This is a genomic window from Gemmatimonadota bacterium, assembly GCA_040388625.1.
Classification (GTDB): Bacteria; Gemmatimonadota; Gemmatimonadetes; order Gemmatimonadales; family Gemmatimonadaceae; genus Fen-1247.
The window spans coordinates 668,600-681,938 of the sequence record JAZKBK010000001.1; the positions used below are offsets into that span (position 1 = coordinate 668,600).

The following is a 13,339-nucleotide window of genomic DNA, read 5'->3' on the forward strand; positions in this document are numbered from 1 at the left end:
TCCTCCGCTCACTTCCGCCGTCCCGGCATTCGGCGCGGATGACGAGTTGCCGGCGCCAGGACAGTCGTTATTTCTACGCGTCGCGCGGTGCGAGCCCGAGCATCCTTCGCATCATCGCTCCCAACGGCAAGCTGCCCTGCGCAGCCTCGCCGTACTCCACCGCATGGACCAGCGCAACGCCGTCGCGGGGCCTCAGGTCCGGCTCCTTCGCGAGGCAGCTCATCACCAGCTTGCAGAACCAGGCCGGTGTCCCGGTCTGATGCGTCGACAGCGAGACGGGACGCTCGGCGATCTGGGCGGCAATCAGTCTCTGTGCCGTATGCGCAGTCGGAAAAGGATGATGTCCGGCAATCATTTCGTACGTCACAACGCCCCACGAATACACGTCGGTGCGAGCATCTATCGCGTCGCCGCATGCCTGCTCCGGCGCCATGTAAGCCGGCGTGCCGAGCGACGTCCCGAGGCTCGTGAGCGTTGGATCCGCCGCCTCCGTCCGTGCCTCGTGCAGCGCGTGCGCGATCCCGAAATCCGTGACGGAGGCCGCGCCGCCCGTCAGCAGGATGTTATCCGGCTTGATGTCGCGATGCACCATCTCCGCATCGTGCGCCGCTGCAAGCGCCTTCGCAACGTCGCCCGCAAGTTGGACCGCCTCCGCGTACGGAACGCGCCCGCGTCCGAGCCGCACCCGCAACGACTCGCCGCGCACGAATGGCATTATGTAGTAAGGGATCTCGTCGGTCGTGTGGCCCGCCGAAAGCACAGGCACGATGTGCGGGCTCTGCAACGTCGCTGCAGCGTGTACTTCGCGCGAGAAGCGTTGCACCGATACTCCGGATGCAAGCTCCGGGAGGAGCGCCTTGATGACAACCTGTCGGCCAAGACTTGTGTCGTCCGCAAGAAAGACGCGCGACATGCCGCCACCGCCGAGCTCGGCGCCCAGCGTGTACGCATCGCCGAGTGCGCTCTGCAACGACTCGCGCAGGTCCACAGTCACTTCCGATACCAGACCCGGAGAAACTGATACCACTCGTTCACCGACGTCATCGCCTCCTCCGTCTCGACCCGTCCGTCGTTGGTCCCCTCGCTCCTGTCCAGCGTGATGTTGGGGAGCACGACGGTTTCGACGTTCGTGGCCTCGATGCCGTTCGCTTCGATCCACTCATTCGCAGCCGCGACCGCCGCGTCGAAGTTCTCCATCTGATCAGCGTGAAGCATGCCGCGCTTGATGAGGTGTGGCGCGAAGTCGTGATAGGCGATCATTGTCCGGTCGTTGGTTGCGGCGGTGACGGAGCCGGGCCGCTGTCAGCCTTCTGCGCCACGCCCATCTCCTTGAGTTTCCTGCCCAGTACCTGCTCGGCCTGCTCGTAAGTCGCGTGCAGGTCGTTTTCCGACGTCACGACTTCGCGCAGATAATTGTCGGCGCTGCGCACAGCCAGGTCGGCGTCGCCAGGCTTGAAGTTGCTGGCCTGCATCATCGACTGGAAGCCGGCACGACTGTCTTCCCGGAATCGGTCCTGGAGCGTGTACGTCAGCGAAAGTGCGCGCACCGTCTCGTAGTCGAGATGCGTCAGCGCGCCGGTCAGGGTCGCGGTCTGCCACGCTGTCTGCAGCAGGAAGGGAGGGCGCAGGCCGTCGATTCCTACCGAGCTCTGAAATTCCGCCTGCGTGCGTATCGAGTGCGACTTCTCCGCCTTCTGCAGTATCGAGCGAAGTCCTTCGTGATACAATAGAATGTCATCTACGCGCGCCTCGTTCTGTCGTATCTCCGTCGCGAAATTGGACATGGATTCGGTCGCGAGCTCGCGCGCTGCTCTGCGCTGCTTCCACTGATCCACCCACAGCGCCAGAAGAATGCTCACAGTCACGGCAATGGACTGAACTATCACCTCTGCCAGCCACGCAGGTTTGCGCATGATTACAGCGATCTGCGTGGCAACGACTACTTGAGCGGATACCCCGGGTCCGACGGCAGCTTGCCGTCGATCCTGAGAACCTTCGAGTTGGACGTTACCGCCGAAGCGAGAACGAAGGTAATCGATCCGGGAACGTTGTCCACGAGATTGATGGCCATGTCCGAGCTGTACACGATCTTGGGACCGCCGGCCACTTCGGCGCGGAACATCTTGCCGATCCAGTACTGCCTGAACTGGTCCTCGTCCATGCGATAGATCAGATCCAGCACCACGGCCCGCTCGGGCGCAACCGGCGCGCGAACGAGCAGCGTGATCTTGGACCGGTCAGGCCAGAACTGTTGCTGGCCCAGAAATATCCTGCGCAGCTCGGCGAACGAGATATCCGATACGGTGCTGTGTGGATTCACGACGATCGCGATCGCCTGCCTGCCTGCCGCTGTTGCCTGCGCATCCGATCTGGTGAACGGCATGCACAACATCGTCGCGCACAACATGATGATCCGCGCCGTCGTCAAGCGGGGTGCGCCGGTGCAGGCTCGCTGAAGGGCGTACTGGATGGTCGTCACGGCTGCATCGGGTTATGGTCGCCGCCGCCGAGGTCGGGAACGGTGAAGCTCGCCTGCACGTACGCGCCATTGGACCAGTCGTGGGTCTCGAACCTCTCACGCCGGTATTCAGCCTTGAGCGCGGCGAACGACGTGAAGTCGTACCGCACTCCCGCGATTCCGCCATCGTAACCCAGTGCAAGTGGCGCAAACACCACGTCGCCCGCAGCAATGTCCGTCCGCTCGGCGCGTATGTACGGCTTCCACTGATGGGCCGCGCCGGTGAGACGGTAGGCAAGCTGCGCGTAGCCGGCGTGATTGTGCGTGGTCGCGCCGCCGGTGACGGGCGTGTGATCGATCATCACATATTCCGCGATGAACTCCGGCCGCTCGCGCTGCCACGCGATGTACGCCGAGGAGATGCCCTCGGTGGATTCCGGGCCGCTCGCCTCGCTCACACGATCGTGATAGTAATCGGCGCCGACCTGCATCCCGAACAATGCTGCCGGATGTGCCGACACCGCCAGCGTCCAGGCACGATTGCCATTCACGTCGCCAGCGTCGCCGCCGCGCGAGATGACACTGCCGCGTCCATTACCGACGCCGGCCGAGTACTGAAGGCCTAGATCCTCCGACGGAATATTTCCCTCCACGAATGCACCGACGAAATGCGTCGGGATGAGCTGACTTCCAAACTTGATCATTTCCGGGCGCGACACCGTGGTCTGCAACCACGTTCCGTGATGAAAGGTGGTGTTCCAGTATCCCACGGGAGTATGGTAGCGGCCGACGGAAAGCTTTACCGCATCACTGAAGTCGTAACGCAGGATCGAGCGCTCGACCTCGAAGGCATAACCTGTTGGTTGCGCCGTGGCGCTGAACTCACCGAAGTAATTGAGCCGGTCGTTGAAGGATACGATAATGTGGCCGACCAGCTGGCCGAGCTCGAATCCCGATGGGATCTTTCGGTCGGTGGCGACGTAGGACGCGTCGCCGAAGAGCATCGCGCGCACTTGCGGAATTACCGGGCCGGATGGCTGTGGTGTGGAGACGGTATCCTGTGCATCCGCCACTTGCATCGGCGCCAGGCACATCAGGAGGACTACGACCGCGATCGGAGTGCGCATGTCCGGAGACGAATGTGGGGCCTGCCTTACACGCCGCAAACTTATGGGTGTCGCGCTGCGACGGCAAGCGAGGCTGGCGGACCACCGGCGCCTCGTACCGCCGGTGGCCCGCGCCGACACGTCATCCCGTTGCCATGCTCGCGTCGCTCGCGATGATGAGACCACCGGTGTAAGCGACGTACGGCACCGTGACTGACGTTGTAGTGGTCGTTCCGCTGAGGAGGGTCGTGGAATCCTCGCTGCCGTAGGACCCGTTGACGGTCGCAACCTCCACGTTGAGGCCCAAAGCGGCGCTGACCACCTCCTTGACCGTACTCGACGATTGCTCGATAACCGCGCGCGAGACGGTTTGGCTTCCGGGAGCACTCGTACGGCTGACTTCGAAGAGATACTGTTTTACGCCTGCCGCAAGCGTGAAGTCATGCTGCCCCGAATAATGGCAGACCTTGATCGGAAGCGAAGGAGGATCGGGCAGCGTAGAGAGATTTTCAGGCTTACCTGTAATTGTCACGTCGCCCGAGACTTCGACGTGAAGAGCCATCGCCGGGTCGACGTTCGCAGACAGGATGAACGGCGGGCCCAGATCGCCAGACAGGTCTCCCACCGGTTTGCCGCCTTGCTGCAGCCGAACGGTAAACCGTCCGACGGCGCCGGTAGCATTCCTGTAACCCGTCACATCGGACGCGTCGAACTGGAACAGATTGAAGATGAAAGTGCGGCTGGTGCCTGTGATCGGCTGCGGCGGAGCTGGCGCACCCTTGGGTACGACAGGTGGCTGCGTCGGCGCTGCCGGAGCCATCGGTTGCGCTGGTGCTACCGCGGTCGAAGTCCCGCTGTCGCCCCCGGTTGCTCCACCCGACGTCGCACCAGAAGCCGACCCAGTAGCCGCGGCTCCGCTCGTCGGCGCGGGTGTGCCCCCGCCGCTCGCGCCACTACTACTCCCACCGGCAGTCGGTGCGACGGCTGCTCCGCCACCTGCGCTGCCGGATGCTCCCTTCGCACCCCCGCCGGAGGTAGCGCCGCCACCTGTTGTCCCACCACCGCCGCCGGATTTGTCGATCTGCTTGCCCGCAAGGCTTGTCGCATCGCTCGCGAGTGATTGCAGTAAACTCGCGACCTCGGACGACGTCGACATGTCGCGGAAGATGTCACTCTTCCCAAGCAGTGCCAGCGCGCCCGCCATTGCCACGGGATCCGGCGCCGCCGGCGGGTTCACGATATTGAGCATCGAGCTCGGGAACGCAGTCGGCGTGGTTGATGTCTGCACGTTCCGCGTGCCAAGTCCGATGTCGGTGATCGCAGGTGCGGCGTCAGGATCCGGCGACTTCTGCCAATCCCAGAAGCGGGTGTCGTCGATTACCTCGGCCGCATTGCAGTGCCCGAGCTTCGCCTCCGCAAATATCCCGCGGGTCGGAAGGCTGACGACGCGTTCGTCGCGCGCGGGCGAAACAATCGGAAGCGCCGGCATGCTTCCTTGGAGGTTGCTGCTGGTCGCGACGTCAATGAGACTCGGATCCAGTGCGAACGCGGTGCTGTCGCCCAACACGTCGAGCGCGCGATTGGTGATCGCTTCAAAGATTGGCCGGACCTGCCCATGCACGTTGAGCGTGGAGCCACGAAGGCGCATATAGCGCGAATTGGGATCCTCACCCAGCCATATCAGCCGGTAGTAGTACGATTTGTTGTTGTCGAGGTGATATTTCAGACGCACGCGCAACAGATTCTCGTCGTCGGTCAATTTTGATTCTGGAGTTGGCGCGGTCGGAGCCGGGGGCAGGGTCGAAGTAAATATGGTGAAAGTGCCTGTAGATCCTTGCACGTGAGGATCCAGCGTCGTGGGCGTTGCTAGTTGCCCCACCAGGATATTCGAGCCGTCAGACATAATCGCGGCAACCGAACCGCCAGCAAATGAAATAGCGAACTTGTTGTCGACGCTTCCAGGGTCCCCGGAATCCCCGTCGAATGTGAAACTGAAATCGATTTCGGTAATTTGGCGCCGAGTGATCGACGAAGCAGGTACCGCTACAAAGCTTTCTGTGCGGCTTGATTGCTGAAAATTGCCATCTTGCTGGAGTTGATCGGCGGGTTTCAGGGAATCGTTGCGCTGCAACGTGATGGAAGTGCCGTCGTTCAAGATGACTTTGGCTCTTAGCGTGCCTCCGGTAATTGACGGAATGTCCACCTGCAGGGAGATGCTGAAGCTACGTATCATCTGTGCAAACGGATCGGGGGGCGCCGGCAGTGGCAGCAAAGTCCACGCGAAGTACTTCTCAACGGCGGCGAACCCAGGCAGCAGCGACGCATCGACAAGACCCGGTTCCAGATACCGTCGAAATGTGAAGATGGCTTCTTCGTCGAAGTCCGGCATGTGGCTGGGTATGAGTACCGCCGGCGTAACATCGGCCCGCTCCACAACGACGCGGAAGTGCCGCAACACTTCGTAATACAGCAGCGTCATCGCGTGAGCGTGATTGTGATTGCGCACCGTTCGCGTCTGCGCGCTCGCCTGTTCGGACTGCTTGCTCTGCACGACGACCGTGCTTCTCAGATCTCTGACGGCGGTCGAGTGCTGCGCGAACGAATCCTGCAGTGACTGAACCGTTTGGGAGCTGACGTCGCGATCCCCCTGCGTCGTCGAATACCCGCCACCAATCGAGCCCACGGCCGAGCCGTATGCGCTCGATACCGCTGCAGCGATGCCGCCCAGGAGTGAGCCGCCTGCCTGAAACTCGTGCACGGTCGCGCTCACAACTTCATCCACCGTCCGGTCGCGCACCTGGCTGTGCTCCAGCGTGTCGGTGAGCATGTTTTCTTCGTTGCGCGAATCGGTCGACTGTCGCGCCCAATCGACAATCGCAAGGTTTACCTGCTCGCCCGGCGCGAGCGGTAAGCTGTAGGCGATCTGCCCAAGTCCATGCCCAACCGGAATCCAGGTGACGTCGTAGTTCACGATCAGCGCCAGCTGAGTGTTTCCGGTGAACGCGAGTGGCGCAAATTCCGGTTTTATCGCAGTCTGTGCGAGCGGTTTCGCAACAACCAGCTCGGCCCGGCCCTTTGCGTTCGCGCCCTTTGGAGCTGGCGCCGCCGCGGGCGACGTAATGGTTACGTCATACATGCTCGGCAACTGCACGATCTGATGCACCTGGAAGTGCTGCGTCGCGACGTTGGATGGAAGCAGCGCCTCGCATCCATCCTGACCGACCAGCATCGCTGGAACGTTGGCGAACGATCCTGGCGACAGATTGAGGTCTACCAGAGTCGGCGACTGCATTGACGGGTAACTTCCGGCGTCCGCCTCATACACGCCGTTCCTGTCGACAGCGAGCCGCAGGACTATCGCTTCCGGTCCTGTTTGCGCACTGGGCAAAGCGTCCACGACACTCTGCAACGGCCCGTAGATGTGCAGCGAGAGACCGTCCAGCTGACTGGCGAGGCTGCCTCCAGTCTGTATCTCGGTAAGTATCTCGGTCTGGCGTCGTAACGGCTCAAGATCCCACGAGAGGTAGCCGGCGTGGTCGCTCGCCAATACTCCCAGAGCGATCTCTACACTCTGCCGCGGAACAGATTGGCCATCCCCGCTCTGCCCCAGACCCAGCTGTGCGGTCGCGAACACCGGGACGTTCGCCACTGGAGCGCCGGTATCGGTCTCCATCAGGAAAACGGAAAACCGCCCAGGGCCTTCGTTTGCTCCGAAAGGGACACTCATGCCGGTATCCAGCGTCGGTTGTGAATTGCGTTACCGCGCGGCCAGGACGAAACGGGTCGCAGTTGGCGGCTGGTGTTCGCAGCATATTGAGGGCCACGGCGGAGCCGGCGTGCAGCGCGATGCTGGGCGCATCAATGCGGTCCGCGCGTTTTTTCACATTCCGGGCCGACTTTGCGCGTCGCTGAGCGCGACGTGCACCAGCAACTGGCGTTACGGTTGCGGACCGCCAGGATCGCCGTTGTTCCCGCGTTGCATTTCGCGAATGCGCTGCCGAATCTGGGCCTGGAGCCCAACGTATTGCGCAACCTGCACCGGCGTCATGAAGCTGGAGAGCTGTTGCTGCTCGTCCTGCTGCAACGCGAAGCGCTTACCCTGAAGGTCGTGCGCCTGCGCCATGAGTTGTGCAACCCGGGCCTGATCGGCCGAGCTTCCCTTGGCCATCTCGTCACGCAGACTCATGCGAACGCCGCGCTCCTGCTCCAGGAGAGCATTACGCTCACTACCGATGCTTGCATTGACGGAGCGCAGACGATTGACCTGATCGTCGTTCAGGTTGAGCCGCTGCCGAACTATCTGCTCGCTGCGCTGACGAAACTCCTGCTCCAGCGCCTGCCTGTGCGGCTGCACGCCCTGCGCCGGCGGCGGACGCATCGGCCGTATGCGACGGCCCTGGGCACTCGCGGTTGTGGCGCCGGCGACACTCGTTACGCACAGCACCGCGGCCGTCATGAGGGTAACTACTCTCATGCCGAATCTCCCGCGCTTGCAGGCTCGGGCGCGTCTTCGAGCGCAGCTGGTGTGACGGATTCCGGATCGACCGTCGGCATCGCCTGAAGCTTGTCGAGATCACGTGTGAGCTGCGCCAGCCCATCGTCGCTCAGATCACTCGTGTTGACGAGCGCGAGTCCCTGACCCGCGACACCGGCAGCGCTATTCGCCGCTGGCGTGGCACTGTGTCCGGAGTTGTGCAGCGCGAAGGTGGAGATGCCAACCGCACCGATCAGGCACGCAGCAGCAAGCTCCAGATAGACTCTGCGCATGCTCGTCCGCTTGCGACGATACGCTGGGATCGCGGCGACTATACGCTCGACGTTCACGGCAGGCATGACTGCACTTGCACGCACCGCGCGAATGATCGCGAGCTCCGCGGAGCAGTCGTCGCACGCATCCAGGTGCTGTTGCACCCGCACACGCTCGGCCTCCGGCAGCGTGCCGAGCATCAGCTCCGGCAACGCTTCGCGAACCTCTATGTTCTCACAATCATTCATCATCGAGAAACTCCTTGACCGCGCGCATCGCGTTGTGGTAGTGGACGCGCGCTGCGCCCTCAGTGGTACCAACCAGCTCCGCGATCTCCTTGTACGAAAGCCCCTGTTCCAGCCGGAGCATGAAAACCTCTTTCTGCTTCTGCGACAGTGCATCCACTGCCATCCTTACCCGCACCATCGACTCGTCCGCGACCATCGTGTCCAGTGCATCAAACGTCGTAACAGCATCGCCCTCTTCCACCGTCGCCACCATTCTGCTTCGTCGCTCCGATCGTCGTCGATCCAGTATCAGGCGTCGCGCAATGGTGAAAAGCCATGTTCGGAAGGCACTCTCGCCGCGAAAGCTCTCGATCGCCGCAAACGCTCTAACGAAGGTATCCTGAACCACTTCATCCACGTTGTCGCGCTCTCCCTCGGCTGCGACGAACCGCGCCAGTCCGGGAGCATGCCGCTCGACCAGTCTCGTGGCCGCCATGCTTTCACCGATCCGCCATCGGCGAATGAGTTCCGCGTCAGTTGGTTCTTCGGCGACCGGCTGAGCAGTGACTTCCACACGCTAAATAGACGTTATCCGGCGACATATGTTAAGTGGCAGCGGTTGACGGATTTACGTCAGCTGGCTAGCTTCTTTAGAACGACCGTTCGACGGTCAGGAACCCGCCCAGTCTCAAGAGGTACAGGACGATGCCCGACGAAACAACGCCCACCCCCGCCGACCCGACCTCAGCTCCAGCCGCCAGTACCCCGCGCGCGCCCAAGCTGGAAACGCTCCTGGCCGCCGCTGCCACGACCTTCGCGACCCGCGGCTACAGCGGAACGAGTATGCGTGACATCGCGCACGATTCCGGCATCTCGCTGTCCGGCATCTACTATTACACCCGCGGCAAGTCGTCGCTCCTCTACGAGATTCAGTCCCGCACCATAGACGCCCTCATCGCCTCGGCAGCCCAGGCTCTGTCCCGCGTTACCAAGCCGACTGACCAGCTGCTCCAGTTCGTGGAGAATCACGTCTCGTATTCCAACGAGCACCCCGCCTTCGTGCGCGTTCTGTCGCACGAGACCGCGCCGGACGGCTCGGACGAGCGCCGGGAAGCGGTCGAGGTCAAGCGAAAGCAGTACGTCGATGTCCTGCGTGACATCCTCGATCGCGTGCGCCAGGAGTTCGAGGCACCAGTCTCCACCGCCTTCGCCGCCGACATGCTCTTCGCGATGATGAGCGGGCCGCGCCAGTGGGGAGTGTCCGACACGGAGCTCAATGTCGGGATCGCGTCCCGGCTCATCTATGATCTGTTCGTGCACGGCTTTACCGGAGGAACTCCGCCCTCAAGCCGGGCGTGATGGAGTTCATCGCGCACCGCGGAGTCCATGACGTCTTCACCGAGAACACGCTGGATGCCTTCCAGCGCGCGATCGATCTCGGATTCCACGGTGTCGAGCTGGACGTACATGTAACCGCGGACGGCATCTGTGTCGTCAATCACGACGAGTCCGTCGTGACGTCCCGGGTCGCGCTATCCATTCGAGGCACCTACTACGACACGCTGCACGCCGAGGCCCCGCTGCTGCCGCGGCTCGATGCGGTTCTCGAGCTGGTCTCCGGAAAGGCACATGCCTACGTCGAGATCAAGAACCGCGAGGTCGAGGTCGAGCTCGCCGAGGTTATCCGGCGCAGCTCCGCCGAGGCTTCGGTCCACTCGTTCGATCACGAAGTGATCTTGCGCATGAGGCAGTTGCTGCCGCAACTTCGCACCGGGATTCTTCAGACCAGCCGGCTCGTGGACAGCGCCCACGCTCTCCGGGCCGCCGGCGCGACGGATCTCTGGCAGTGGCACGAGTTCGTCGATCGCGCGCTGGTCGAGCAGGTAACGGCGGCCGGCGGAAGGGTGATTGTGTGGACTGCAAACACCCCTTCGGAATGGCGCGTATTCGATGATCTGGGAGTCGCCGCGATCTGCACTGATCTGCCGATCAGTCCAACGTTGGCATCAACTCGAAGCACTCACCCGCGAGGCTCATCTCTGGATGCGAATCACTAGTCTCTTCCTTCTCTGCGCTGCTGGAGTGGCATGCGCGCACAATCCGGCACCGACGCCAGCTGCATCGCCGTCGACCAGTGCGCCATCCAGTTCCGCAACAGCCGGCGCAACCGCGAGCGCCACATCGGGGCGCGACAGCGCCGGCAAGCCTGGTATTGGCGCACTGTCGCTTCCGAATGCGAATCCGTTCCCGAGCACGTACGTCCCGTTCCCGTCACACACGACGCTGATCCGGAACGCAACGATAATGACCGCCGCGGGGCCGACGATGCAGAACGCGTCGATCCTGCTTCGTGACGGCAAGATCGTCGCGGTCGGAACCTCGGTCACCGCACCCGCCGACGCTGTAGTGATCGACGGCACCGGCAAGTACGTGACGCCGGGAATCATCGACGTTCACTCCCACCTCGGAGTTTACGCCGCACCGGGCGGCGGTGGTCTCAATGACGGAAACGAGGCGACCAATCCGAACACGTCATACGTCTGGGCCGAGCACTCGGTATGGCCGCAGGATCCGCAGTTCCCGCGCATTCTGGCGGGCGGTGTCACGACGGTCCAGATCCTTCCCGGCTCGGCCAATCTCTTCGGCGGCCGCAGCGCAATTCTGAAGGTCGTACCATCGCGCACGGTCCAGGGGATGAAGTTTCCGGGGGCCAAGTACGGTGTGAAGATGGCGTGCGGCGAGAACCCCAAGCGTGTCTACGCTTCGCGCGGGCCGTCAACCCGTATGGGGAACGTCGCGGGCTATCGCACGGCGTACATCCAGGCCGCCGAATACCGCCGCAAGTGGGACGAATGGAACGCGAACCACAAGGGACCGCCGCCAGCGCGCGACCTCGGCCAGGAAACGCTCGCAGAAGTATTGCGCGGCGACATTCTTCCACAGATGCACTGCTACCGCGCGGACGAGATGGCGCAGATGCTGGACGTCGCGAAGGAATTCGGCTTCAAGATCCGCGCATTCCATCACGCGGTCGAAGCGTACAAGATCGCCGACCTGCTTCGTGAGAACGGAACGGGCGCCGCGATGTGGGCCGACTGGGGCGGTTTCAAGGAAGAGGCGATGGACGGCATTCGCGCCAACATCGCGCTGGTGGATGCGGCAGGTGCGAAGGCGATGATTCACTCCGACGATCCGTCCGGATCGCAGCGTCTCAATCAGGAAGTTGCAAAGGCGATGTACGCCGGCCGCGCCGCGGGGATCAACGTTACGGAAGACGAAGCAGTCAAGTGGATGACCATCAATCCCGCATGGGCGCTGGAGCTGGACGACAAGATCGGCTCACTCGAACCCGGCAAGGATGCCGATGTGGTGTTGTGGAGCGGAGATCCGTTCAGCGTTTACACGAAGGCCGAGAAGGTCTGGATCGACGGCGCTATGCTGTTCAACCGTGACGACCCAGCACAGAACTGGCGCACCGACTTCGACCTGGGCTACGTGAAGGGAGAAACCCGCTGATGAAAAAGCAACTTCTATTTGCCGCGTGCGTGACGTTCGTTACCGTCGCGGCGGCACATGCGCAGACAGTCGCGATCACTGGCGGAACTGTGTATCCGGTGAGTGGTCCGGCGATTCAGAATGGTACGGTACTGATGCGCGATGGCAAGATCGTCGCGGTGGGTGCTGATGTAGCTGTTCCCGCCGGCGCTCAACGCATCGACGCGACCGGCAAGATCGTTACGCCGGGATTCATCGATGCATCGACGACGCTTGGTCTGGTCGAGATTGGTGGTGAGCCGAGCACGCGCGATGCCAACGCCAAGGGGACGGACGCAATCGCAGCCTCGTTCCGTTCGTGGGACGGACTCAACTCAGAGTCTGTGAACTGGGCACCGGCGCGCAATGAAGGTGTCACCAGTGCTGTCGTGCTGCCGGGCGGCGGTCTGGTATCCGGAGGAGCCGCGATGGTCGATCTGGCTGACGGCACTGCGGCGCAGATGATCCGGCGGGCACCCGTCGCGATGATCGCACAGATCGACAATCCGCGCAGCGCGCAGGCTGGCGCCCGGGGCGAGCTGATCGGCAAACTTCGGAACCTCATCGAGGACGTGAAGTTCTACCAGGCTCACAGGGCGGACTACGACCGTTCCGCGACGCGCAGCCTCACGGCGCCGCGCGTGGATCTGGAAGCAATGATCCCGGTCGTGGAAGGCAAGCTCCCTCTGGCGATTCAGGCCGAGCGAGTTGACGACATTCAGGCCGCGCTCCGGCTCGCGAAGGAGTTCAACCTCAAGATCATCATCATGGGTGGCGCCGAAGCATGGCTCGCTGCCAATGACCTCGCGGCGGCGCACGTGCCGGTCGTTGCGGGCGCGATGAACAACATTCCGACCAGCTTCGAGACACTGAACCAGCGTCAGGAGAATCTTGGAATCCTGAGCAAGGCGGGCGTCACCACCGCGATCGTCGGCAACAACGGCGACGGCGACGAGGAGCTGTTCAACGTGCGCAACATCAAGTACGAAGCAGGTAACGCAGTTGCGTACGGCATGACGCACGACGCGGCGTTGCGCGCCGTGACGCTCGCGCCGGCCGAGATGTTCGGCGTGGCGGATCACGTCGGCTCGCTGCAGCCGGGGCGTGATGCGAACGTTGTGATCTGGAGCGGAGACCCGTTCGAGTTCTCGACACACGCGGAGCACGTGTACATCCACGGTCGCGACGTGATCGCGCCGAGCCGGCAGGACATGCTGACTCAGCGATACAAGACACTACCGCCGAAGTATTCGCAGCCGTGAGCCAC

The 13,339-nt window shown here is 62.6% G+C and carries 13 protein-coding genes; 4 read left to right on the forward strand and 9 right to left on the reverse strand.

Going from position 1 to position 13,339, the window contains the following annotated elements:
• Nucleotides 1–73 precede the first annotated feature (73 nt).
• The 9 genes from V4529_03175 to V4529_03215 form a co-directional block, all read right to left on the reverse strand.
• A complete protein-coding gene (locus V4529_03175; GenBank protein ID MES2357324.1) occupies nucleotides 74–1,027 on the reverse strand; it encodes a serine/threonine-protein kinase in 954 nt (317 codons plus the stop codon).
• Nucleotides 991–1,260 (reverse strand): hypothetical protein, encoded by a 270-nt coding sequence (locus V4529_03180; protein ID MES2357325.1) that lies wholly within the window; start codon nucleotides 1,258–1,260, stop codon nucleotides 991–993. Before V4529_03180 ends, V4529_03175 begins: the two co-directional genes overlap by 37 nt.
• Nucleotides 1,257–1,913 (reverse strand): hypothetical protein, encoded by a 657-nt coding sequence (locus tag V4529_03185; protein ID MES2357326.1) that lies wholly within the window; start codon nucleotides 1,911–1,913, stop codon nucleotides 1,257–1,259. The genes V4529_03180 and V4529_03185 overlap by 4 nt, the downstream gene beginning before the upstream one ends.
• A gap of 26 nt (nucleotides 1,914–1,939) precedes the next feature.
• Nucleotides 1,940–2,479, reverse strand: coding sequence for a hypothetical protein (locus V4529_03190; protein ID MES2357327.1), 540 nt, complete (start codon nucleotides 2,477–2,479; stop codon nucleotides 1,940–1,942).
• On the reverse strand, nucleotides 2,476–3,585 hold the full coding sequence (locus tag V4529_03195; GenBank protein ID MES2357328.1) for a hypothetical protein: 1,110 nt from the start codon (nucleotides 3,583–3,585) through the stop codon (nucleotides 2,476–2,478). Before V4529_03195 ends, V4529_03190 begins: the two co-directional genes overlap by 4 nt.
• Before the next feature lie 121 nt (nucleotides 3,586–3,706).
• Nucleotides 3,707–7,237, reverse strand: a complete 3,531-nt coding sequence (locus tag V4529_03200; protein ID MES2357329.1) for a hypothetical protein — start codon at nucleotides 7,235–7,237, stop codon at nucleotides 3,707–3,709.
• Between the two features lie 264 nt (nucleotides 7,238–7,501).
• Nucleotides 7,502–8,038, reverse strand: coding sequence for a hypothetical protein (locus tag V4529_03205; protein ID MES2357330.1), 537 nt, complete (start codon nucleotides 8,036–8,038; stop codon nucleotides 7,502–7,504).
• Nucleotides 8,035–8,562, reverse strand: coding sequence for a zf-HC2 domain-containing protein (locus V4529_03210; GenBank protein ID MES2357331.1), 528 nt, complete (start codon nucleotides 8,560–8,562; stop codon nucleotides 8,035–8,037). The genes V4529_03205 and V4529_03210 overlap by 4 nt, the downstream gene beginning before the upstream one ends.
• A complete protein-coding gene (locus V4529_03215) occupies nucleotides 8,552–9,034 on the reverse strand; it encodes an RNA polymerase sigma factor (protein ID MES2357332.1) in 483 nt (160 codons plus the stop codon). The genes V4529_03210 and V4529_03215 overlap by 11 nt, the downstream gene beginning before the upstream one ends.
• Before the next feature lie 209 nt (nucleotides 9,035–9,243).
• Between V4529_03215 and V4529_03220 the strand changes: the two genes are divergently transcribed.
• Genes V4529_03220 through V4529_03235 form a run of 4 tightly spaced genes read left to right on the forward strand, consistent with a single transcriptional unit; the run spans nucleotide 9,244 to nucleotide 13,334 of the window.
• Nucleotides 9,244–9,897, forward strand: a complete 654-nt coding sequence (locus V4529_03220; GenBank protein ID MES2357333.1) for a TetR/AcrR family transcriptional regulator — start codon at nucleotides 9,244–9,246, stop codon at nucleotides 9,895–9,897.
• Complete coding sequence (locus V4529_03225; GenBank protein MES2357334.1) at nucleotides 9,897–10,595, forward strand: glycerophosphodiester phosphodiesterase; 699 nt, start codon at nucleotides 9,897–9,899, stop codon at nucleotides 10,593–10,595. The genes V4529_03220 and V4529_03225 overlap by 1 nt, the downstream gene beginning before the upstream one ends.
• Nucleotides 10,582–12,054, forward strand: coding sequence for an amidohydrolase (locus tag V4529_03230; protein MES2357335.1), 1,473 nt, complete (start codon nucleotides 10,582–10,584; stop codon nucleotides 12,052–12,054). Before V4529_03225 ends, V4529_03230 begins: the two co-directional genes overlap by 14 nt.
• Entirely contained in the window at nucleotides 12,054–13,334 is a 1,281-nt protein-coding gene (locus V4529_03235; GenBank protein ID MES2357336.1) for an amidohydrolase family protein, read from the forward strand. Before V4529_03230 ends, V4529_03235 begins: the two co-directional genes overlap by 1 nt.
• Nucleotides 13,335–13,339 lie beyond the last annotated feature (5 nt).